This window comes from Paracoccus sp. FO-3, from assembly GCF_006386455.1.
Taxonomy (GTDB): Bacteria; Pseudomonadota; Alphaproteobacteria; order Rhodobacterales; family Rhodobacteraceae; genus Paracoccus; species Paracoccus versutus.
The window spans coordinates 25,369-47,501 of sequence record NZ_VCBQ01000010.1; the positions used below are offsets into that span (position 1 = coordinate 25,369).

Below are 22,133 nucleotides of genomic sequence, written 5' to 3' on the forward strand. Positions count from 1 at the left end.
ATGCTGCGGTTGCGGCGCAGCCTAGCGCGGGGGCGGATCAAACTCAACCATTGGTCGGGCGGGCTTGCCTGCGGGTCGCGGGCTGCTACCATTGCCGCCTGCAAGCCAAGCAAGAGGCCAGGGGCATGAGCGAACCGTCGCCAGAGGACGAGCTTGAACAACGCCGGCGCATCGCGCGCCAGTTCATCGAGGTGATCCCCCATGCGCGGGCGCTTGGCATGCGGCTGGACCAGCTTTCCGCCGAGGGGGCCGAGATCTCGTTGCCTTGGCGCGAGGATCTGGTCGGCGATCCGCGCAGCGGGGTGATCCATGGCGGGGTGATCTCGGCCCTGATGGACACGTGCAGCGGCGCGGCGGTGATGGCGCATCCGACCGGGGCGCGCTCGACCGCGACCATCGACCTGCGCATCGACTACATGCGCGCGGCGACGCCCGGCCAGACCATCCGCGCCAAGGCAAGCTGCTATCACATCACCCGCTCGGTCGCCTTCGTGCGCGCCTGGGCGATGGATGACGACGAATCCCGGCCCGTGGCCTCGGCCACCGGCGCCTTTACCGTCGAGAGGTGACATGGCCCCGCGCAACGAACCCCTCGACGCCATCAAGTCGCGGCGCAACAACACGCTGAACGCGCTGGTTTCCAGCGTGCCCTATATCCGCTGGCTGGGCATCGGCTTCGACCGCCGCGGCGACGAACTGACCGCCGTGCTGCCCTTTGACGAGAAGCTGATCGGCAACCCGATGCTGCCGGCGATCCATGGCGGGGTGACGGCCGCCTTCCTGGAGGTCACGGCCATCGTCGAGCTGACCTGGACCGCGATCTGGGAAGACATGGAGCAGGGCCGCATCGCCCCCGACGCAGCCGTGCCCGAAAGCCTGCCGCGCCTGCCCAAGACCATCGACTTCACCGTGGACTACCTGCGTTCCGGCCTGCCGCGCGACGCCTATGCGCGGGCGCGGGTGGTGCGCTCGGGGCGGCGCTATGCCAGCGTGCATGTCGAGGCCTGGCAGGACCAGCGCCAGAAGCTGCTGGCCCAGGCGACCGGGCATTTCCTGATGCCGCAGGATGGCTGAGGAGCATGGCTGAGACGCTGGCCGGCCGGTCGGGGAACCGGGCCGAGGCCGATCTCTCGCACCGCCGGGTGCTGGCCATCGCCCTGCCGGTGGTGCTGTCGAACGCGACGATTCCCATTCTTGGCGCGGTGGATACCGGCGTCATCGGCCAGCTGGGCGAGGCCGCGCCCATCGGTGCGGTGGGGCTGGGCGCGGTGATCCTGACCTCGGTCTACTGGATCTTCGGCTTCCTGCGCATGGGCACCTCGGGGCTGGTGGCGCAGGCGCATGGCGCGGGCGACGATGGCGAAGCCGGCGCACATCTGCTGCGGGCGCTGGGGATCGGGCTGGCGGCGGGGCTGGTCTTCATCCTGGCGCAGGGGTTGCTGTTTGCCGGCGCCTTCCGGCTGGCGCCGGCCTCGGCCGAGGTCGAGGCGCTGGCCCGGCAATACCTGGCGCTGCGTATCTGGGGGGCGCCGGCGACCATCTCGCTTTACGCCGTTACCGGCTGGCTGATCGCCACCGAGCGGACGCGCCGGATCCTGGCGCTGCAATTGCTGATGAACGGGCTGAACATCGTCCTGGACCTGTGGTTCGTGCTGGATCTGGGCTGGGGCGTGCGCGGCGTCGCGGGCGCGACGCTGATCGCGGAATGGTCCGGCCTGGCGCTGGGGCTGTGGTTTGCGCGCGATGCCCTGCGCGCGGCGATCCGGCGCGCCGGGCTGCTGGCGCGCGAGCGGATCGAGGAACTGGCGCGGGTGAACGGCGACATCCTGATCCGGTCGGTGCTGCTGCAAGGGTCGTTCACCACCTTCATGTTCCTGGCCGCGGGGCAGGGCGACGTGACGCTGGCCGCCAACCAGGTGCTGCTGCAATTCCTGTCCATCGTCGCCTATGGTCTGGACGGCTTCGCCTTTGCCGCCGAATCGCTGGTCGGGCAGGCGGTGGGCGCGCGCCGGCCCGACCGGCTGCGGCAGGCGGCGCGGCTGACCTCGGCCTGGGGCGTCCTGGGCGCGGGGCTTTTGTCGGCGGTGTTCCTGCTGGGCGGGCCGGCGATCATCGACCTGCTGACCACCGCGCCCGAGGTGCGGGCCCAGGCGCGCGCGTTCCTGCCCTGGCTGGTCGCGGCGCCGCTGGTCGGCATCGCCTCGTGGATGCTGGACGGCATCTTCATCGGCGCCACCCGCACGCGCGAGATGCGCGACGCCATGCTGGTCGCGGTCGGGATCTATGCGGTGCTGGTGGCGGTGCTGCCGCCGATCTGGGGCAACCATGGGCTTTGGGCGGCGCTGATGGCGCTGAACGCGCTGCGCGGCCTGACCATGTGGCGGCTTTATCCCAGGGTCGTGGCGGCGGCGGGCTGAGATGCGGAACGCCCCGGAAGCCGGGGCGTCGGCGTCTTGCGAAAGCTCAAAGCTCGTTGATGATCTGTTCGCGCGCGGTGACGCGCAGCTCGGCCATCTTGGCGCGGATGGTGGCCTCGTCGGCCTGGCCGGCCAGGTCGGCCGCCAGCTTGCGGAACACGTCCTCGTCGCCCGGCTCGTCGAAATCCGAGGTGACGACGGTCAGCGCATAGGCGCGGGCATCGTCGCCCGTCTTGCCCAGAAGGCCGGCCGCCCATTCGCCCAGCAGGCGGTTGCGCCGCGCCTCGGCCTTGAAGTTCAGTTCCGCATCATGGGCGAATTTCGCCTCATGCGCGCGCTCGCGGTCGTCAAAAGTGGTCATGGCGGCCTCCGGCTTGGGATTATCCCGTGGATATTGCGCAGGATATGCCCATGCGGGCGGGCCATCGCAAGCCCGTATTGCCCATGACCCCGTTTCTGGCCTATAGCCGCATAAAGATTGTCACCTTGCGGACGGGAGACGCGCAGCATGGCACCAAGGCGCAAGAAAATCTACGAAGGCAAGGCCAAGATCCTCTACGAGGGCACCGAGCCCGGCACGCTCATCCAGTATTTCAAGGATGACGCCACCGCCTTCAACGCCCAGAAGAAGGCCACGGTCGAGGGCAAGGGCGTGCTGAACAACCGCCTGTCCGAGTTCTTCATGACCGGGCTGACCAATATCGGCGTGCCGAACCACTTCATCCGCCGCATCAACATGCGCGAGCAGTTGGTGCGCCAGGTCGAGATCATCCCGCTGGAAGTGATCGTGCGTAATTTCGCCGCAGGCTCGATCTCGAAGCGCCTGGGCATGGAGGAGGGCACGCCGCTGCCGCGCCCCATCGTCGAATACAGCTTCAAGAACGACGAGCTGGGCGATCCCTTCGTGTCCGAGGAATACATCATCGCCTTCGGCTGGGCTTCGCAGCAGGACCTGGACGACATCGTGAGCCTGGCGCTGCGGGTGAACGATTTCCTGTCGGGCGTGTTCTTCGGCGTCGGCATCAAGCTGATCGACTTCAAGATCGAGGTCGGCCGCATCTGGGACGGCGATTTCATGCGCCTGGTGGTCGCCGACGAGATCAGCCCGGATTCGTGCCGGCTCTGGGACGTGAAGACCGGGCAGAAGCTGGACAAGGACGTGTTCCGCCGCGACCTGGGCAGCCTGACCGATGCCTATACCGAGGTGGCGCGCCGGCTGGGCCTGATGCCCGCCAACACCACCTCGCTGACCAAACCCACCCTGATCAACTGAGAGGCCCTGCCGATGAAAGCCCGTGTCACCATCATGCTGAAGGATGGCGTTCTGGATCCCCAGGGCGAGGCGATCCGGCACGCGCTGGGGGGCCTGGGCTTTGCCGGCGTCTCGGGCGTGCGCCAGGGCAAGGTGATCGAGCTGGACCTGGCGGCATCCGATGCCGAGGCGGCGAAGGCCGAGGTCGCGCGCATGTGCGAGGGCCTGCTGGCCAATACCGTGATCGAGAAATACGCGGTCGAGATCGTCTGATCCGTTCGGGCCGGGGCTCTGCCCCGGACCCCGGGATATTTGGGCACGAAAGAACGGGCTTGGGGAGGGCGGCTTCGTGATCGACAAGCTGTCCATGTTCATGGCCCTGGCGCGCGAGAAGCATTTCGGCCGCGCCGCCGAATCGCTGGGCATCACCCAGCCCACCCTGTCATCCGCCATCCGGGCGCTGGAAGAGCAGCTGGGCGTGCAGCTGGTCCGGCGCGGTTCGCGTTTCCAGGGGCTGACGCCCGAGGGCGAGCGCGTGCTGGGCTGGGCGCGGCGCATCGTCGCCGATGCCCGCGCCATGCAGGCCGAGATGCAGGCGAGCCGCAAGGGCGTTTCCGGGCGGCTGCGCATCGGCGTCATCCCGACCGCCATGCCGCGAATCGCCGAGCTGACCGGGCCTTTCCTGCGCCGCCATCCCAATGCCGGGGTCTCGATCCTGTCGCGCAGCTCGGACGAGATCCGCGACCAGATCGAGGCGCTGGAGCTGGATGCCGGCGTCACCTACCTGGACAGCGAGCCGCTGGGCCGGGTGCAGAGCCTGCCGCTGTATCGCGAGACCTATTGCCTGATCGACCGCGGCGAGCTGGCCGGGCCGGCGGACTGGGCCGAGACCGCCACCCGGCCGCTATGCCTGCTGACCCCGGACATGCAGAACCGCCGCATCGTCACCCGGCACCTGGTCGAGGCCGGGGCGGATGCGCTGCCGCGGGTCGAATCGACCTCGATGCTGGCGATCCTGTCGCATGTGGCGACCGGCGACTGGGCTGCCATCCTGCCGCGGGCTCTGGCGCGCGGGCTGCCGCTGCCCGAGGGGGTGCGGGCGCGCGACCTGACCGGGAACGGGCATATGGTCGGGCTGGTCGTCGCCCGGCGCGAGCCGCATCCGCCGCTGGTCGAGGCGCTGATCCGCATCGTCTCGTCGATTGATACTTTCAATCAATAGACGATATATCACGATTGTTCTGTCTATCGTGGGGCTCTAGTCTGGGTAAAACAATTGAGCCCGGACCGACCCAGCCATGACTTCACCAGCGATCGACGCTGATTTCCTTTTGCGCCTTGACGAAATCATCGCCGCCCACAAGGGCCGCGAGGGGCCGCTTTTGCCCATCCTGCACGACATCCAGGCCGAATGGGGCCATGTTCCCGAGGAGGCGCAGCCGGTGCTGGCCGAGGCCCTGGGCATGACCCGCGCCGAGGTTCATGGCGTCGTCAGCTTCTATCACGATTTCCGCGACCATCCGCATGGCCGGCATGTGTTGCGGCTGTGCCGGGCCGAGGCCTGCCAGTCGATGGGCGCCGAGGCGCTGGCCGATGAGGTGCGCCAGGCGCTGGGGATCGACTGGCACCAGACCACGCCGGACGGGCGGCTGACGCTGGAGCCGGTGTTCTGCCTGGGGCTTTGCGCCTGTGCGCCTTCGGCCCAGATGGGCGACAGGCTGGTTGGCCGGGCCAACCTGGCCAAGGTGCGGAAACTGGTGGCTGAAGCGGGCATGGGGGCGGGCGCATGAGGGTCTGGGTTCCCCTGGATGCCGCCGCGCGGGCGCTGGGCGCCGACGAGGTGGCCGAGGCGCTGGGGCGCGAGTTCACAGTCACTCGCAACGGCACGCGCGGCATGATCTGGCTGGAGCCCCTGGTCGAGGTCGAGCGCCAGGGCGTGCGCCATGGCTATGGGCCCGTCGGGCCCGAGGACGCGGCCTCGGTCGCCGAGGCGATCCGCACCGGCGGCGATCATCCGCTGGCGCTGGGTCCGGTCGAGGATCTGCCCTGGATGAAGGCGCAGACCCGGCTGACCTTTGCCCGCGTCGGCGTGATCGACCCGCTGTCGGTCGAGGAATACGAGGCGCATGGCGGCTTGGCCGGCCTGCGCCGCGCCATCGGCATCGGGCCGGAACGGATCGTCGCGGAAGTCACCGAATCCGGGTTGCGCGGCCGGGGCGGCGCCGGTTTCCCGACCGGGATCAAGTGGAAGACCGTGGCTGGCGCCAAGGCGGCGCGGAAATACATCGTCTGCAATGCCGACGAGGGCGATTCGGGCAGCTTCGCCGACCGCATGCTGATGGAGGGCGATCCGCTGGTCCTGATCGAGGGCATGGCGATCGCCGGCATCGCCGTGGGCGCGGTGCAGGGCTATGTCTATATCCGCAGCGAATATCCCGACGCGATCCGGCTGATGGAGGCCGCCATTGGCAAGGCGCGGCAGGCCGGCATCCTGGGCCAGTCGGTGCTGGGCTCGGGCCATGCCTATGACATGGAGGTGCGGGTCGGCGCCGGCGCCTATGTCTGCGGCGAGGAAACCAGCCTGCTCAACAGCCTGGAGGGCAAGCGCGGCGTGGTGCGGGCCAAGCCGCCGATCCCGGCGCTGGAGGGCTTCCTGGGCCGGCCGACGGTGGTCAACAACGTGATCTCGCTGGCCTCGGTGCCCTGGATCCTGACCCATGGCGGGGCGGAATACGCGAAGCTGGGCATCGGGCGATCCAAGGGCACCATCCCGATCCAGATCGCCGGGAACGTGAAATACGGCGGGCTGTTCGAGGCCGCCTTTGGCATGAGCCTGCGCCAGATCATCGAGGAGATCGGCGGCGGCACCGCCTCGGGCCGGCCGGTCAAGGCGGCGCAGGTGGGCGGGCCCTTGGGCTCCTATATCCCGCATTGGGATTTCGACGTGCCCTTCGGCTACGAGGAACTGGCCACCAAGGAGGGGCTCTTGGGCCATGCCGGCATCACCGTCTTCGACGACACGGCCGACATGCTGAAGCTGGCGCGCTTTGCCATGGAGTTCTGCGCCGTGGAAAGCTGCGGCAAATGCACGCCCTGCCGCATCGGCTCGATCCGGGGCGTCGAGACCATCGACCGCATCGCCCAGGGCGACGAGACGGGGATCCCGATCCTCACCGATCTTTGCAACACGATGAAATGGGGCTCGCTCTGCGCGCTGGGGGGCTTTGCGCCCTTCCCGGTCATGTCGGCGCTGACCCATTTCCCCGAGGATTTCAGCGGGCGCCGCGAGCCCCGCCCCACAATCAGGAGCCGGGAGGCCGCCGAATGAAGGATTTCATCATTCCCGACCGCGACATGGGCACCCCCGCGGTCAACTCCGACGTTACCGTGAACCTGCTGGTGGATGGTATCCCGGTCAGCGTTCCCGCCGGAACCAGCGTCATGCGCGCGGCCGCCGTGGCGGGGATCTCGGTGCCCAAGCTTTGCGCCACCGATCATGTCAGCGCCTTCGGCTCCTGCCGGCTTTGCGTGGTGCAGATCGAGGGGATGCGGGGCCTGCCGGCATCCTGCACGACTCCGGTGGCCGAGGGCATGGTGGTCCATACCCAGACCGATGAGGTGGCCCAGGTTCGCAAGGGGGTGATGGAGCTTTACATCAGCGACCATCCGTTGGACTGCCTGACCTGCGCCGCCAATGGCGATTGCGAGCTTCAGGACATGGCCGGCGCCGTCGGCCTGCGCGAGGTGCGCTATGAGCCGGGCAAGAACCATTTCGCCCGCCGCGACGCCGAGGGGCCGAACCCGGAATACCGGCCCAAGGACCAGTCGAACCCCTATTTCACCTTCGATCCGGCGAAATGCATCGTCTGCTCGCGCTGCGTGCGCGCCTGCGAGGAGGTGCAGGGCACCTTCGCGCTGACCATCGAGGGGCGGGGCTTCGACAGCCGCGTTTCCGCCGGCATGGCCTCGGACAGTTTCCTGTCGTCGGATTGCGTCAGCTGCGGCGCCTGCGTGCAGGTCTGCCCGACCGCGACGCTGATCGAGAACAGTGTGATCCAGATCGGCACCCCCGAGCATATCGTCAAGACGACCTGCGCCTATTGCGGCGTCGGCTGTTCCTTTGACGCGCATATGCGCGGCGAGGAAGTGGTGCGCATGGTGCCCAGCAAGGACGGCAAGGCCAACCATGGCCACAGCTGCGTCAAGGGCCGCTTTGCCTGGGGCTATGCCACGCATCGCGAACGCCAGACCCAGCCCATGGTGCGCGAACGGATCACCGATCCCTGGCGCGTGGTCAGCTGGGACGAGGCGCTGGATTTCGCCGCCACCCGGCTGCGGCAGGCGCAGGCGGATTTCGGGCGCGATTCCATCGGCGTCATCACCTCGTCGCGCTGCACCAACGAGGAAACCTATCTGGTGCAGAAGCTGGCGCGTGCGGTGTTTCACAACAACAACACCGACACCTGCGCCCGCGTCTGCCATTCGCCCACTGGCTACGGGCTGAAGACCACCTTCGGCACCTCGGCCGGCACGCATGACTTCGATTCGGTCGATGAGACCGACCTGGCGCTGGTCATCGGCGCCAACCCGACCGATGGGCACCCGGTCTTTGCCAGCCGGCTGCGCAAGCGGCTGCGCGAGGGGGCGGGGCTGATCGTGCTGGACCCGCGCCAGATCGACCTGCTCAAGACCCCGCATATGGGCGAGGGGCTGCACCTGCCGCTGCGCCCCGGCACCAATGTCGCCATGCTGACCGCCATGGCGCATGTGATCGTGGCCGAAAAGCTTTATGACGAGGCCTTCATCCGCGAGCGTTGCGACTGGGACGAGTTCCTGGCCTATGCCGAATTCCTGCTGGATCCGCGCCATGCGCCCGAGGCGGTCGAGACGCTGGCCCGCGTCCCGGCCGAGCTGATCCGCAAGGCCGCCCGCGCCTATGCCGCCGCGCCCCGCGCCAGCATCTATTACGGCCTGGGCGTGACCGAGCATTCGCAAGGCTCGACCACCGTCATGGCCATCGCCAACCTGGCGATGCTGACCGGCAATATCGGCAAGCCCGGCACCGGCGTGAACCCGCTGCGCGGCCAGAACAACGTGCAGGGTTCCTGCGACATGGGCAGCTTCCCGCATGAATATCCGGGCTATCGCCATGTCTCGGACCCCGAGACGCGGGCGATCTATGAACGCGCCTGGGGCGTCGAGCTGTCGCCCGAACCGGGCCTGCGCATCCCCAACATGTTCGACGAGGCGCTGGCCGGCCGGTTCCGCGGGCTCTACTGCCAGGGCGAGGACATCGTGCAATCCGACCCCGACACCCGGCACGTCACCGCGGCGCTGGCAGCGATGGACATCGTCGTCGTGCAGGATCTGTTCCTGAACGAGACCTCGAACTATGCGCATGTCTTCCTGCCGGGTTCGAGCTTCCTGGAAAAGAACGGCACCTTCACCAATGCGGAACGCCGCATCAACATGGTCCGCCGCGCCATGACGCCCAAGAACGGCTACGAGGACTGGGAAGTCACCCAGATGCTGGCCAACCGCATGGGCGCCGCCTGGTCCTATACGCACCCGCGCGAGATCATGGCCGAGATCGCGCTGACCACCCCCAGCTTCGCCGGCGTCAGCTACGACCTCCTGGAGCGCGAGGGCTCGGTGCAATGGCCCTGCAACGACAAGGCGCCGCTGGGCACGCCGGTCATGCATATCGACGGCTTCGTGCGCGGCCGGGGCAAGTTCGTCCATACCGAATATGTGGCGACCGAGGAACGCACCGGGGCGCGCTTCCCGCTGTTGCTGACCACCGGGCGGATCCTGTCGCAATACAACGTCGGCGCCCAGACCCGGCGGACCGAGAACGTGGTCTGGCACCCCGAGGACATCCTGGAGATCCATCCCTCGGACGCCGAAAACCGCGGCATCCGCGAAGGCGACTGGGTGCGCGTGGCCTCGCGTTCGGGCGACACGACGCTGCGCGCGCATATCACCGAGCGGGTGGCGCCGGGCGTGGTCTATACGACCTTCCATCACCCGACGACTCAGGCCAATGTGGTGACGACGGACAATTCCGACTGGGCCACCAACTGCCCCGAGTTCAAGGTGACGGCCGTGCAGGTCAGCCCCTCGAACGGCCCCTCGGAATGGCAAGAGGAGTATCGCCATCATTCCGACCTCGCCCGCCGCATCCTGCCCACCGCTGCCGAGTGACGGCATGCGGGACGTGAAGGCCGGCGTGCTGCGCTGGGACGGCGAAGGCCAGGGCGGCGGCTGGCGGCCCATCGAGCCGCCCCCGGCGCCGCAGGAATGCCCGGTGGCCATTGTCATCGACGGCATGAGCCAGGCGGTGCTGATGGCGACGCCGCATGACCTGCGCGACTTTGCCCTGGGCTTCGCCCTGACCGAGGGGCTGGTCGCCGCGCCAGAGGATGTCGAGGGCTTCGAGGAGGCCGAGGTTTCCGCCGGCGGCTTTCCCGCGCGCGAGGCGCGGCTCTGGCTGCGCCCCGGCTTGGCCGCCCGGCTGGCCGAGCGGCGGCGCAGCATGATCGGCCCGGTGGGCTGCGGGCTGTGCGGCGTCGACAGCATCGAGGCGGCGCTGCCCCGGATCGTGCCGGTCGCCTCGGACTGGTCCATGCCGCCCGCGGACGTGGCCCGCGCCATGGCCGCGCTGACCCAGGGCCAGGTCTTGCGGCACCGGACCCCCGCCATCCACGGCGCCGCCTTCTGGGACGGTGCCCATGGCCTGACGCGCGAGGATGTCGGGCGGCACAATGCGCTGGACAAGCTGGCGGGCGCGCTGGCGCTTGCCGGACAGGCGGCCGGGCAGGGCGCCATCGTCATGTCCTCGCGCCTGTCGGTCGACCTGGTGCAGAAGGCCGCCCGCATCGGCGCGCCGATCCTGATCGGTGCCAGCGCGCCGACGGCCCTGGCGCTGCAATGGGCCGAGCGCGCCGGCATCACCCTGATCGCCCGCGCCAGGGGCGCGAGCTTCGATCTTTACACCCATCCCCGGCGCATTGCCGGAAGCTGAGGCGACATGTCCCACGACCATTCGAAACTGATCCGCATGGCCAGCCAGATGGCGCAATTCTTCGGCACCCAGCCCGACCGGCCGGCGCCCGAGGCGGTGGCCGCGCATATCAACGAATCCTGGACGCCGCGGATGCGGCAGGATTTCGTGGACCAGATCCGCGCCGGGGCCGAGGCCGACCCGGTGGTGCGCGAGGCGGCCGCCTTCGTCCGCCTGCCGGCCGCCTGATTTTGCCCCTGCCACCCCGTCTGGCGTCGTGCTAGCGTGGCGGCATGGCACAGCTACCTTCCCGGCAAGAGATTCTCGACTGGGTGTCCGCCCACCCGGACGCCACCGCGAAACGCGACATCGCGAAAGCCTTCGGCATCAAGGGTGCCGAGCGCATCGAGCTGAAGCGGCTGCTGAAGGAGCTTGAATCCGAGGGGCTGCTGGAACGCCGCCGCCGCCATTACCACGATGCCGAGCGGCTGCCGCCGGTCACGGTGCTGCAGCTGCTGCCGCCGGACCGCGACGGCGACATCTTCGCCAAGCCGCTGGAATGGCAGGGCGAGGGGCCGATGCCGCGCATCCTCTATGCGGCGCTGAAATCCGACCCGGCGGTGGCGCCGGGCGAGCGCATCCTGGCCCGGCTGATCGAGACGCGGGGCGAGGATCACGACTACCAGGCCCGGCTGATCCGCCGCATCGGCACGGTGCAGCACCGCATCGTCGGCATCTTCCGCGCCGCGGCCGGCGGGTCCGAGGCGGGCGGCCGCATCCTGCCCATCGACAAGGGCCAGGACAAGGAATGGCAGATCCGCCCCGGCGACGTGCATGGCGCGAAAAGCGGCGAACTGGTCGAGGCCGAGCAGGTCGGCCCCCGCGGCCGCATCGGCCTGCCCGTGGCGCGGATCGTCGAGCGGCTGGGCGACCCGTCGGCGCCCAGGGCGGTCAGCCTGATCGCCATCCACCAGCACGGCATCCCCGACGATTTCCCCGACGAGGCGATCGCCGAGGCCGATGCCGCCCGCCCGGCGACGATGAAGGGGCGCGAGGACCTGCGCCCCCTGCCCTTCATCACCATCGACCCCTCGGACGCGCGCGACCGCGACGATGCCGTGGCGGCCGAGACGCATGAGGACGGCGGCGCCACGGTCTGGGTCGCCATCGCCGACGTGGCGCATTACGTCCGCCCCGGCTCGGCGCTGGACCGCGAGGCGAGGAACCGCGGCAATTCCACCTATTTCCCCGACCGGGTGGTGCCGATGCTGCCCGACATCCTGTCGAGCGACCTCTGCTCGCTGCACCAGGGCGTGGACCGGCCGGTCATCGCGGTCAGGATGCGGCTGGACGCGCAGGGCAACAAGACCGGCCACAGCTTCCACCGCGGCATGATCCGCTCGGCCGCGAGCCTGGCCTATGAACAGGCGCAGGCGGCGGCCGACGGCAGCCCGGACGACCAGACCGCGCCGCTGCTCGACGCCGTGATCCACCCGCTCTGGCACGCCTACAGGCTGCTCAAGGCCGCGCGGCAGCGCCGCCAGCCGCTGGAGCTGGACCTGCCCGAGCGCCGTATCGAGCTGACCCCTGACGGTCGGGTGAAATCGGTGAACTTCCGCGAACGCTACGACGCGCACCGGCTGATCGAGGAATTCATGGTGCTGGCCAATGTCGCCGCGGCCGAGGAACTGGAGCGCCTGCGCCGCCCGCTGCTTTACCGCGTCCACGAGGAGCCGACGGTCGAAAAGCTGGACGCCCTGCGCGAGGTGGCCGAGGCCTCGGGCTTTACCCTGGCCAAGGGGCAGGTGCTGCAGACCCGGCACCTGAACCGTCTGCTGAAACAGGCCGAGGGCTCGGAATTCGACGAGCTGATCAACATGACGGCGCTGCGCTCGATGCAGCAGGCCTATTACAACCCCGAGAATTTCGGCCATTTCGGGCTGGCGCTGCGCTCTTACGCGCATTTCACCTCGCCGATCCGGCGCTATTCCGACCTGATCGTGCATCGTGCGCTGATCATGGGGCATGGATGGGGCGATGACGGGCTGTCGGCGCAGGACATCGAGACGCTTTCGGAAACCGCCCAGCATATCTCGGAAACCGAGCGCCGCTCGATGGCGGCGGAACGCGACACCACCGACCGCTATCTCGCCGCCTATCTGGCCGACCGGGTGGGGGCCGAGTTCACCGGCCGCATCAGCGGCGTGCAGCGTTTCGGCGCCTTCGTGCGGCTGGACGAGACCGGGGCGGACGGGCTCTTGCCGATCCGCGAGATCGGCCGGGAATATTTCCACTACGACCCCGAGGCGCAGGTGCTGATGGGCTCCGAGACCGGGCTCGAGATCGGCATCGGCCAGCGCGTGACCGTCCGCCTGACCGAGGCGGTGCCGCTGACCGGCGGGCTGATGCTGGAACTGCTGGAACTCGAAGGCCGGCCGCTGCCGCAAGGCTCGGGCGGCGGGCGCGGCAAGAGACCGATGCGCAAGCGCGCCACCCAGGCCCGGCTGGCCGAGATCAAGCGCGCGCAAAAGCGGCGGCGGGTTCGGCGGCAGGGCTGAAGAAGGGGGCTTTGCCCCCGCGCGTTCCGCGCTCCCCCAGGATATTTGAGCACGAAAGAAGCGATGTGGCGACTCCGCCGGCTTCTTTCGTGTCCAAATATCCTGCGGGGGAGTCAGCCGCAGGCTGGCGGGGGCGCAAAGCCCCCTTGCGGCGGCGACGCAAGCGAAAGGGGCGGCCATTTGACCGCCCCTTGATTCATTTCCGCGTCATGCTTCAGCCGATGGCGGCGGCGCGGACGTCGTCGTCGATCTTGTCGGCATATTGCGCGAAATTGTCGCTGAACATGCCGACCAGCTTGCGGGCCTGGGCGTCATAGGCGGCGCCGTCCGCCCAGGTCTGCCGCGGGTCGAGCAGCTTGTCCTCGACGCCGGGAACCGAAACCGGAACCTCGAAGCCGAAATTCGGATCCTTGCGGAACTCGACCTGGTTCAGCGAGCCGTCCAGCGCCGCGGTCAGCAGGGCGCGGGTCGCCTTGATTGGCATGCGCTTGCCGGTGCCGAAGGCGCCGCCGGTCCAGCCGGTGTTGACCAGCCAGCAGGCCGCGCCGGTCTTGGCGATCTTTTCCTGCAGGAGCTTGCCATAAACTTCCGGCCGCCGCGGCATGAAGGGGGCGCCGAAGCAGGTCGAGAAGGTGGGCGTCGGCTCGGTCACGCCGACCTCGGTCCCCGGCGTCTTGGAGGTGAAGCCCGACAGGAAGTGATACATCGCCTGCGCCGGGGTCAGCCGCGCGATCGGCGGCAGCACGCCATAGGCGTCGCAGGTCAGCATGATCACGTTCCTGGGCTGGCCGCCCAGCGAGGTTTCCGACGCGTTCGAGATCTGCTCCAGCGGATAGGCGCAGCGCATGTTGTCGGTCAGCGAGTTGTCCTCGAAGTCCAGCTCCAGCGTGTCGGGGTCGTAGACCATGTTCTCGACCACGGTGCCGAACTTGAAGCAGGTGGCGTAGATTTCCGGCTCGGCCTCGGCCGAGAGGTTGATGGTCTTGGCGTAGCAGCCGCCCTCGAAGTTGAAGATGCCGTGGTCCGACCAGCCATGCTCGTCATCGCCGATCAGCGTGCGCGAGGGATCGGCCGAAAGCGTGGTCTTGCCGGTGCCCGACAGGCCGAAGAAGATCGCGGAATCGTCGGGATTGCCGATGGCGTGGTTGGCCGAGCAATGCATCGGCATCACGCCCTTTTCCGGCAGGATGTAGTTCAGCAGCGTGAAGACCGATTTCTTGTTCTCGCCGGCATAGGCGGTATTGCCGATCAGGATCAGCTTCTTCTCGAAGTTGAGCGCGATCACCGTTTCCGAGCGGCAGCCATGTTTCGCCGGGTCGGCCTTGAACGAGGGGCAGTTGATGATGGTGAAATCGGGCACGAAGCCGGCCAGTTCGGCCGCTTCCGGGCGGCGCAGCAGGTGGCGGATGAAAAGCCCGTGCCAGGCCAGTTCGGTCACGACCCGGACGTCGAGGCGCAGGGCAGGATCCGCGCCGCCGTAGAGGTCTTGCACGAAATAGTCCTTGCCCTTCATGTGCTCCAGCATGTCGGCATGGAGCCGGTCGAAGGCCTCGGGCTCCATCGGGCGGTTGTTTTCCCACCAGATGCTGTCTTCCACCGACGCCGTGCGCACCACATGCTTGTCCTTGGGCGAGCGGCCGGTATGGGCGCCGGTCGAGACCAGGAAGGTGCCGCCCAGGCCCAGCTTGCCTTCGCCGCGCTGGATCGCCGCCTCGACCAGCGCCGGTTCCAGCAGGTTGTAGTGGACATTGCCGAGCCCCGTGATCCCCTGGTCTTCGAGACGGCAATTCGGATTGACGCGCGGTTCGGTCATGGCACCTTTGCTCCTGCTGATAGTCCGGGCCGGCAGCGGCCGTTGCGCGTCCTATAACACGGCATTTCCCCGGCGAAAGCGCACATATGGGCAGGGTTAGCGCAATCAGACACGGTTAGCGCAATCATTTGTCGGATCGTGGTCTTGGCTTCGGGAAAACGTCACAAAGGCCCTTGGTCCGGCGTAGGGGTCCGGGGCGATTCGCGCCGCGGCAAGAGGCAAGGGGAAGGAAGCCATGATCCTGCATGCAAGCTGCATCGCCCACCGGGAACGGGGGCTGCTGATCCTGGGGCCCTCGGGCGCGGGCAAGTCCGTGCTGGCGCTGCAGATGATGGCGCTTGGCGCGGCGCTGGTGGCGGACGACCGCACCGTCCTGCGCCGCGAGGGCGGTCGGATCCTCGCCGATGCGCCCGATTCGATCCGCGGCCGGATCGAGGCGCGGGGGGTGGGCATCCTGCATGCCGCGCCGCATGGCCCGGTCGAGCTGGCCCTGGCAGTCGATCTGGCGCGCCCCGAGCCCGACCGGCTGCCGCCCGACCGGCGGCTTGACCTAATGGGCAGGTCCGTGCCCCTTGTCCTTGGGGCCGGCCGCGTTCATCTTGCGTCAATACTGTTGCAATACCTTGTCGCTGGCCGGGCGGATACGGATTTGCACGAAAGGTAGGGTCAAGCCATGCCGGAGGCGGCAAGCGCCATGGACAGCCAGGAGGAACAGGCCCAGCGGCTGGTGCTGATCACCGGCCCGTCGGGGGCCGGGCGCTCGACGGCGATCAACGTGCTGGAGGATCTGGGCTACGAGGCGATCGACAACCTGCCCCTGTCGCTGATCCCGCGGCTGCTGGACGGGCCGGCGCGGCCGATGCCGCTGGCCCTGGGGCTGGACGTGCGCAACCGCGACTTCTCGGTCGCCAACCTGATCGAGCTGATCGACCGGCTGACCCGACTCCCGGAATATGCGCCCGAGGTGCTGTTCCTGGACTGCACGACCGAGCAGCTCTTGCGGCGGTTCAACGAAACCAGGCGCCGCCATCCGCTGCGCGCCGAGGGCTCGCCGCTCGACGCCATCATCGCCGAGCGCGACATGCTGTCGCCGATCCGCGCCCGCGCCGACGTGCTGGTCGATACGTCCGAGCTGTCGCCGCATGACCTGAAGGCGGAACTGGCCCGCTGGTTCGAGACTGAGCCGGGGCGGCGGCTGACCGTCTCGGTCCAGTCCTTTTCCTACAAGCGCGGCGTGCCGCGCGGGGTGGACATGATGTTCGACTGCCGCTTCCTGGCCAATCCGCATTGGCAGCCGGAACTGCGGCCGCTGGATGGCCGCGATTCGCCGGTTCAGCATTATGTGATGGCCGATTCGCGATTCGACGAATTCTTCCGCAGGGTGCAGGATCTTGTGCTTTTCACCCTGCCTGCCCATCTGGATGAGGGAAAGGCGCACCTGGCGATCGGCTTCGGCTGCACCGGGGGGCGACACCGTTCTGTCACAATGGCGGAAAAAATGGCAGATGCGCTTGCGAAAGCAGGCTGGCAAGTGTCAATTAGACATCGGGAACTTGAACGCCGTGAAAAGGCGCCGGCACCTGGGGATGATGGCCATATGCGGGCCTCTCGCACAGCTTTGGCGCAAGGGTGAACGGCTGGTGCGTGGTGGGGCGAATTGATCGGGATTGTCATCGTGGCGCATGGTGGGCTGGCCAGGGAGTATCTCTCGGCCGTCGAGCATGTGGTGGGGCCGCAAACCGGGATCAAGGCCGTGGCCATCGAGGAAAACCATGACCGGGGCGAGAAGCAGGCCGAAATCTGCGCCGCCGCGGATGCGGTGGATGCGGGCGACGGCGTGGTGGTGGTCACGGATCTGTTCGGGGGTTCGCCCTCGAACCTGTCGCTGATGGCCTGTGCGACGCGGAACCGCTCGATTCTCTATGGGGCGAACCTGCCGATGCTGGTGAAACTGGCGAAATCGCGCAAATTGTCGGTGGCCGATGCGGTGACGCTGGCCAAGGATGCGGGACGCAAGTACATCAACAGCTATGACGTCCTGCCTGCCGATGTGCTTCCCATTCCCAAACGTGCCGCTTCATGAATGACATGACCAACGGGGCCGTCACCCGCGAACTGGCGATCATCAACGAAAAGGGCCTGCACGCGCGGGCCAGCGCGAAGTTCGTCGAGACGGTGGAACGCTTCGACGCCCAGGCCACCGTGGAAAAGGACGGCATCAGCGTCTCGGGCGATTCGATCATGGGCCTGCTGATGCTGGCCGCGCCGCGCGGCACCGCGATTCGCGTCACCACCCGCGGGGCCGAGGCGCGGGAGCTGGCCGATGCGCTGACCGCCCTGGTCGAGGATTACTTCGGCGAAGGCATGTAAGGGCCGGACATGGCCCGCACCTCCTATCACCATGGCAACCTGCGCCAGGCCCTTGTCGAGGCCACGGTGCAGCTGATCGAGGAAAAGGGCCCGCAGGCCTTTACCCTGGCCGAGGCCGCACGCCTGGCCGGGGTCAGCGCCGCCGCGCCCTATCGCCATTTCGCCGGGCGCGAGGATCTGCTGGAGGAGGTCGCCCGGCAGGGCTTCGAGGAATTCGCCGACCGGCTCGAGGCCGCCTTCGACCAGGGCCGGCCGCGGCCGCTGACCGCGTTCCTGCGCATGGGCCAGGAATACCTGACCTTTGCCGCCGAGCGGCGCGGCTTCTACATGGCCATGTTCGAATCGGGCATCTCGATCGCCGGCAATGCCGGGCTGTCGCAGGCCTCGGAACGGGCGCGCGGCATCCTGGTGCGCGGGGCCGAGACGCTGTTTGCCCAATTGCCCAATGGGCGCCGCCCGCCGCCGGGCATGGTCGCCGACCATGTCTGGGCGCTGAGCCATGGCGTGGTCGAGCTGTTCGGCCGCGGCAAGCCCGGCTCGCGCTCGCCCATCTCGGCGGGCGACATGCTGGAAAGCGGGGCGCTGATCTATCTGCGCGGGCTGGGCGTGATCCCCGACTGAAACTTTCCCATGAAAATTTCCGCCGTTTCCCTTGAACCCGGCCGGCTGCGCTCCATCTATGTAAATGTGATTAACATTCACATCGGAAAGGGACCGCAATGAACACTGACATCGCCCCGCGCCCCTCCGTCCTTGACCGGGTCGGCGCCGTGCTGGCCGGCATCCGGGACTGGCTGGACGAACGCGGGAAGGGCGCCTGGATCGCCGCCATGATCCTGGCCTTCATCGCCTGCTGGCCCTTGGGCCTTGCCATCCTGGGTTACATGATCTGGAGCAAACGCATGTTTTCCTGCCGCCACCGCCATCATCACCACCGCCACGGCCGCAGCCATGGCCTCGGATACGCGGCGCCGACCGGCAACACCGCCTTCGACGCCTATCGCGAGGAAACGCTGAAGCGGCTGGAGGACGAGCATCGCGAGTTCCTGGACTTCCTGCAAAAACTGCGCGAAGCCAAGGACAAGGCCGAGTTCGACCAGTTCATCCAAAGCCGCAAGGAACCGGATGAGCCGCCGGCTCCCAGGATCGAGCCGCAGGCGTGATGCGAAAAGGGCCGGGGATCACCCGGCCCTGCTTCAATAGGAATATTCGGCATAGATGCGGCTGAGGTCGCCCGCCCATTCGCCCTGGTATTTCTCCAGCAGCTCGTCGGCCGGCACCCTGCCGGTCTCGACGCTTTCCTTCAGCGTGTTCAGGAAATGCGTCTCGTCCGGGACCAGCCCGCCCGAGCCGGTGCGGGCCCGCGCCTTGAGCCCCGCCTCGGAAATCGCCAGCACCTCGCGCGCCAGGTCGCGCATCCTGGTGCCGTTCACCTCGGCATCCAGCGCCAGAAGGCCGGCGCCCTGCCGCCAGGATTCGCGCGTCTCGGCGTCCCAGCCCTTGACCAGATCCCAGGCCGCATCCAGCGCCGAGGCGTCGTAAAGCAGCCCGACCCACAGCGCCGGCAGGGCGCAGAGCCGCCGCCAGGGGCCGCCGTCGGCGCCGCGCATCTCGATGAATTTCTTGACCCGCGCCTCGGGGAAAACGGTGGTCAGGTGGTCGGCCCAGTCCGACAGCGTCGGGATCTCGCCCGGCAGGGCGGGCAGGCGGCCGTTCAGGAAATCGCGGAAGCTCTGCCCCAGCGCGTCGATATACTTGCCGTCGCGATAGACGAAATACATCGGCACATCGAGGACGTAATCGACCCAAGCCTCGTAGCCGAACCCGTCCTCGAAGGCAAAGGGCAGCATGCCGGTGCGTGCGGCGTCGAGGTTCTGCCAGATATGCGCGCGCCAGCTTTTCCAGCCGTTCGGCTTGCCGTCGAGGAAGGGCGAATTGGCAAACAGCGCATTCGCCACCGGCTGCAGGGCCAGCGCCACGCGCAGCTTCTGCACCATGTCGGCTTCCGAGGCGAAGTCCAGGTTCACCTGCACCGTGCAGGTGCGATACATCATCTGCGTGCCCAGCGTGCCGACCCGGCCCATGTAGTCGGTCATCAGCCGGTAGCGCCCCTTGGGCATCATCGGCATCTGGTCCTGGGTCCAGACCGGCGCCGCGCCCAGGCCGATGAAGCCCGCGCCCAGCTCGTCGGCGACGCTTCTGACCTCGGCCAGGTGCTGGTTCACTTCGTCGCAGGTCTGGTGGATGGTCTCCAGCGGCGCGCCCGAGAGTTCCAGCTGGCCGCCCGGCTCCAGGCTGACATTGGCGCCGTCGCGTTCCAGCCCGATGATATGGCCGGCCTCCAGCACCGGGGTCCAGCCGAAGCGGGCCTGCAACCCCTCCAGCATGGCCTTGACCGAGGGCTGGCCGGGCGCGGCCTCATAGGGCAGGGGCATCAGGTCGGCGTGGCGATAGCCGAATTTCTCGTGTTCCGTGCCGATCCGCCAGCTTTCCCGCGGCTTTTCGCCCGAGGCGAGGTATTCGGTCAGCTGTTCGGGACGTTCGATCGGGCCGCCGCCCTGTTGGGGAATGGACATCGGTGGCCTTTCGTTTGCCTTTGCCCGCCACAGGTGGCAAGGCGGGCGGCTCAAGTCAAGCGGGCGCGAACCGGCCTCGTCCAAAGGGTTTGGATCGTGGGCGCCCCCTCGGCCAGCGCGGCGGCGACCCGGCCCATCTCGATCCCCGGCAAGGTGGCGAAGGCGCCGGCCAGATGTTCGGCCCCCGAGGCATCGACGGGGATCAGCAGCGCCTGCCCGTCGGCGCTTTTCAGCCGCCAGTGCCGGCGGCCGTTCAGCCGCATCAGCCGGATTTCGTTCAACTCGCGCAGCGCGATCTCGCCGCCCAGCAGCCGGTTGGGCGACAGGTAGCGGATCGCGCCCTCGTCCAGCTCGACCATGCCGGGGCCCAGCGTGTCGTGGCGGAACCGCATCCGCCGCCGCGCGTCCAGCGCCCAGAGCGCCGAGGCCCCGGCGATCGCGGCGCCGATCGGCCACAGGATCCAGCCGCCCAGCGAGAACACCCACAGCCCGAAGGCGGTCGCGGCCAGCGCGGTGCCGGTCTCGGCCCAGGGGCGCAGCTTTTCGGCCAGCTCCGGGCGGATCATCCCAGGTCCAGCGCCATGTCCCGATGCGGGATGCCGGCATCGTCGTATTCCGGGCCATAGGCGGCAAAGCCCAGCTTTTCGTAAAAGCCGATGGCATGGGTCTGGGCGCCCAGCTTGGCGCGGGTGACGCCGGGCATGGCGCGCAATTCCTCCAGCGCCGCGCGGATCAGCGCCGCGCCGGCGCCGGTGCCGCGGGCGGATTGCAGCACGGCGACGCGGCCGATCTTCCCGGTCGCGCCCTGGACCAGGATGCGGGCGGTGCCCACCGCCGCGCCCGAGGCGTCGCGGGCCAGCAGGTGGATCGCCTCGCCGTCGCGGCCGTCCCATTCCTCGGCCTCGGGGACGGATTGCTCGATGATGAAGACCGCGCGCCGGATCGCGCGGCAGGTCGCAAGGTCGGTGGTCTTTTCGATCATGCGAAGTAACGCTCCAGGATGCGGCGATAGATGCGGGCAAGCTGGCGCACCTGCTCGGCCGGCACGCGCTCATCCACCTGATGCATGAAATGCCCCACCAGCCCGAATTCAAGCACCGGGCAGTGATCCTTGACGAAACGCGCGTCCGAGGTGCCGCCCGAGGTGGAAAGCGCGGGGGTCAGCCCCGTCTCCTCGCGCACCACGCCGGCGACCAGGTCGACGAAGGGGCCGGGCCGGGTCAGGAAGCTTTCGCCCGAAACGTCGGTCGAGATGGCGAAATCCACCTTGGTATCGGCCGAGATCGCCGCCGCCCGCGCCCGGATCATGCGGTCGAGGCTGCCCGACGTATACGCGTCGTTGAAGCGGATGTTGATCGTCGCCCGCACCCGTTCCGGGATCACGTTCGAGGCCGGGTTGCCGCAATCCACCGTCGTCACCTGCAAGCCCGAGGGGTCGAAATGCTCGGTCCCCTCGTCCAGCGGCGCCTCGGTCAGCTCGTGCAGCAGCCGCAGCAGCGCGTGGATCGGGTTGCGGGCGCGATGCGGATAGGCGGCATGGCCCTGGATGCCATGCGCCTCGACCTGCAGGGTCATCGAGCCGCGGCGGCCGATCTTGATCATCTCGCCCATGCGGTCGGGGTTCGAGGGCTCGCCGACGATGCAGACATCCATCCGCTCGCCATGCATGGCCATCCAGTCGAGCAGCGCGCGGGTGCCGTGCTTGCCCGGCCCCTCCTCGTCGCCGGTGATGGCCAGGACCACCGCGCCGTCCGGCGGCGGGGTCTCGGTCACGAAGCCGATGGCGGCGGCGACGAAGGCGGCGACGCCGGATTTCATGTCGGTGGCGCCCCGGCCCCAGATCCAGCCCTCGGCCTCGTGCCCGGAAAAGGGCGGATGCGTCCAGCTGGCCGGATCGCCGGGCGGCACCACGTCGGTATGGCCGTTGAAGCCGAAGCTGCGCGCGCCCTTGGCCCCCCAGCGCGCGAACAGGTTCGGCACCCCCTCGCGGTCGACGCGATGGCATTCGAAGCCCGCCGCGCCCAGCACATCCGCCAGCAGCAGCAGCGCGCCGCCCTCGTCGGGCGTGACCGAGGCGCAGCGGATCAGCCTTGCGGTCAGTTGGGCGGGATCGGGGATCGTGGTCATGGGCGGCCTTTCGCTTT

The 22,133-nt window shown here is 68.3% G+C and carries 24 protein-coding genes; 18 read left to right on the forward strand and 6 right to left on the reverse strand.

The genetic code is table 11. From position 1 onward, the window contains the following. Positions 1-125 precede the first annotated feature (125 nt). The 3 genes from FE811_RS04370 to FE811_RS04380 are packed head-to-tail and all read left to right on the forward strand — an operon-like array spanning position 126 to position 2,417. A complete protein-coding gene (locus FE811_RS04370; protein ID WP_036756218.1) occupies positions 126-569 on the forward strand; it encodes a PaaI family thioesterase in 444 nt (147 codons plus the stop codon). A 1-nt stretch (position 570) separates the two neighbouring features. Next, positions 571-1,074 (forward strand): PaaI family thioesterase, encoded by a 504-nt coding sequence (locus FE811_RS04375; RefSeq protein WP_116220475.1) that lies wholly within the window; start codon positions 571-573, stop codon positions 1,072-1,074. Between the two features lie 5 nt (positions 1,075-1,079). Then, positions 1,080-2,417: an MATE family efflux transporter gene (locus tag FE811_RS04380; RefSeq protein ID WP_116220474.1), complete on the forward strand. Its 1,338-nt coding sequence runs from the start codon at positions 1,080-1,082 to the stop codon at positions 2,415-2,417. Between the two features lie 46 nt (positions 2,418-2,463). On the opposite strand, the gene FE811_RS04385 is transcribed toward FE811_RS04380, so the two are convergent. Next, positions 2,464-2,778 (reverse strand): DUF1476 domain-containing protein, encoded by a 315-nt coding sequence (locus tag FE811_RS04385; protein WP_116220473.1) that lies wholly within the window; start codon positions 2,776-2,778, stop codon positions 2,464-2,466. A 147-nt stretch (positions 2,779-2,925) separates the two neighbouring features. On the opposite strand from FE811_RS04385, the gene purC reads away from it, so the two are divergent. The 9 genes from purC (at position 2,926) to rnr (ending at position 13,230) form a co-directional block, all read left to right on the forward strand. Beyond that, the gene (purC, locus tag FE811_RS04390) at positions 2,926-3,690 is read left to right on the forward strand and encodes a phosphoribosylaminoimidazolesuccinocarboxamide synthase (RefSeq protein ID WP_024843654.1); all 765 of its coding nucleotides are present in this window, start codon (positions 2,926-2,928) and stop codon (positions 3,688-3,690) included. 12 nt (positions 3,691-3,702) lie between these two features. Then, the gene (gene purS, locus FE811_RS04395) at positions 3,703-3,942 is read left to right on the forward strand and encodes a phosphoribosylformylglycinamidine synthase subunit PurS (protein ID WP_024843653.1); all 240 of its coding nucleotides are present in this window, start codon (positions 3,703-3,705) and stop codon (positions 3,940-3,942) included. A gap of 76 nt (positions 3,943-4,018) precedes the next feature. After that, positions 4,019-4,891: a LysR family transcriptional regulator gene (locus tag FE811_RS04400; protein ID WP_036756288.1), complete on the forward strand. Its 873-nt coding sequence runs from the start codon at positions 4,019-4,021 to the stop codon at positions 4,889-4,891. A gap of 76 nt (positions 4,892-4,967) precedes the next feature. Beyond that, complete coding sequence (locus tag FE811_RS04405; RefSeq protein ID WP_036756210.1) at positions 4,968-5,459, forward strand: formate dehydrogenase subunit gamma; 492 nt, start codon at positions 4,968-4,970, stop codon at positions 5,457-5,459. After that, positions 5,456-6,997: an NADH-quinone oxidoreductase subunit NuoF gene (locus FE811_RS04410; protein ID WP_116220472.1), complete on the forward strand. Its 1,542-nt coding sequence runs from the start codon at positions 5,456-5,458 to the stop codon at positions 6,995-6,997. The genes FE811_RS04405 and FE811_RS04410 overlap by 4 nt, the downstream gene beginning before the upstream one ends. Further along, complete coding sequence (fdhF, locus tag FE811_RS04415; protein ID WP_116220471.1) at positions 6,994-9,873, forward strand: formate dehydrogenase subunit alpha; 2,880 nt, start codon at positions 6,994-6,996, stop codon at positions 9,871-9,873. Before FE811_RS04410 ends, fdhF begins: the two co-directional genes overlap by 4 nt. 4 nt (positions 9,874-9,877) lie before the next feature. Beyond that, positions 9,878-10,693 (forward strand): formate dehydrogenase accessory sulfurtransferase FdhD, encoded by an 816-nt coding sequence (gene fdhD / locus FE811_RS04420; RefSeq protein ID WP_116220470.1) that lies wholly within the window; start codon positions 9,878-9,880, stop codon positions 10,691-10,693. Between the two features lie 6 nt (positions 10,694-10,699). After that, the gene (locus FE811_RS04425) at positions 10,700-10,921 is read left to right on the forward strand and encodes a formate dehydrogenase subunit delta (RefSeq protein ID WP_036756200.1); all 222 of its coding nucleotides are present in this window, start codon (positions 10,700-10,702) and stop codon (positions 10,919-10,921) included. Positions 10,922-10,965: 44 nt separating this feature from the next. Further along, entirely contained in the window at positions 10,966-13,230 is a 2,265-nt protein-coding gene (gene rnr, locus FE811_RS04430) for a ribonuclease R (protein ID WP_116220469.1), read from the forward strand. Positions 13,231-13,444: 214 nt separating this feature from the next. On the opposite strand, the gene FE811_RS04435 is transcribed toward rnr, so the two are convergent. Further along, positions 13,445-15,043, reverse strand: a complete 1,599-nt coding sequence (locus tag FE811_RS04435; protein WP_036756195.1) for a phosphoenolpyruvate carboxykinase — start codon at positions 15,041-15,043, stop codon at positions 13,445-13,447. A gap of 235 nt (positions 15,044-15,278) precedes the next feature. On the opposite strand from FE811_RS04435, the gene FE811_RS04440 reads away from it, so the two are divergent. The 6 genes from FE811_RS04440 to FE811_RS04465 all read left to right on the forward strand — a co-directional run bounded on the left by FE811_RS04440 (position 15,279) and on the right by FE811_RS04465 (position 18,576). Then, positions 15,279-15,707 (forward strand): HPr kinase/phosphorylase, encoded by a 429-nt coding sequence (locus FE811_RS04440; protein ID WP_036756192.1) that lies wholly within the window; start codon positions 15,279-15,281, stop codon positions 15,705-15,707. A 9-nt stretch (positions 15,708-15,716) separates the two neighbouring features. Further along, entirely contained in the window at positions 15,717-16,676 is a 960-nt protein-coding gene (gene rapZ, locus FE811_RS04445) for an RNase adapter RapZ (protein WP_052095936.1), read from the forward strand. A gap of 24 nt (positions 16,677-16,700) precedes the next feature. Beyond that, positions 16,701-17,126 (forward strand): PTS sugar transporter subunit IIA, encoded by a 426-nt coding sequence (locus tag FE811_RS04450; RefSeq protein ID WP_036756189.1) that lies wholly within the window; start codon positions 16,701-16,703, stop codon positions 17,124-17,126. Then, a complete protein-coding gene (locus FE811_RS04455) occupies positions 17,123-17,413 on the forward strand; it encodes an HPr family phosphocarrier protein (protein WP_116220468.1) in 291 nt (96 codons plus the stop codon). The genes FE811_RS04450 and FE811_RS04455 overlap by 4 nt, the downstream gene beginning before the upstream one ends. 9 nt (positions 17,414-17,422) lie before the next feature. Beyond that, entirely contained in the window at positions 17,423-18,034 is a 612-nt protein-coding gene (locus tag FE811_RS04460; RefSeq protein WP_072462075.1) for a TetR/AcrR family transcriptional regulator, read from the forward strand. 98 nt (positions 18,035-18,132) lie between these two features. Next, the gene (locus tag FE811_RS04465) at positions 18,133-18,576 is read left to right on the forward strand and encodes a DUF2852 domain-containing protein (RefSeq protein WP_036756180.1); all 444 of its coding nucleotides are present in this window, start codon (positions 18,133-18,135) and stop codon (positions 18,574-18,576) included. Positions 18,577-18,609: 33 nt separating this feature from the next. On the opposite strand, the gene FE811_RS04470 is transcribed toward FE811_RS04465, so the two are convergent. The 4 genes from FE811_RS04470 to dapE are packed head-to-tail and all read right to left on the reverse strand — an operon-like array spanning position 18,610 to position 22,116. After that, positions 18,610-19,989, reverse strand: coding sequence for a glutamate--cysteine ligase (locus tag FE811_RS04470; protein ID WP_116220467.1), 1,380 nt, complete (start codon positions 19,987-19,989; stop codon positions 18,610-18,612). Positions 19,990-20,039: 50 nt separating this feature from the next. After that, on the reverse strand, positions 20,040-20,555 hold the full coding sequence (locus FE811_RS04475; RefSeq protein WP_116220466.1) for a hypothetical protein: 516 nt from the start codon (positions 20,553-20,555) through the stop codon (positions 20,040-20,042). Continuing rightward, positions 20,552-20,971: a GNAT family N-acetyltransferase gene (locus FE811_RS04480; protein ID WP_116220465.1), complete on the reverse strand. Its 420-nt coding sequence runs from the start codon at positions 20,969-20,971 to the stop codon at positions 20,552-20,554. The genes FE811_RS04475 and FE811_RS04480 overlap by 4 nt, the downstream gene beginning before the upstream one ends. Then, positions 20,968-22,116, reverse strand: a complete 1,149-nt coding sequence (gene dapE / locus FE811_RS04485; RefSeq protein WP_116220464.1) for a succinyl-diaminopimelate desuccinylase — start codon at positions 22,114-22,116, stop codon at positions 20,968-20,970. The genes FE811_RS04480 and dapE overlap by 4 nt, the downstream gene beginning before the upstream one ends. Between the last annotated feature and the right edge of the window lie 17 nt (positions 22,117-22,133).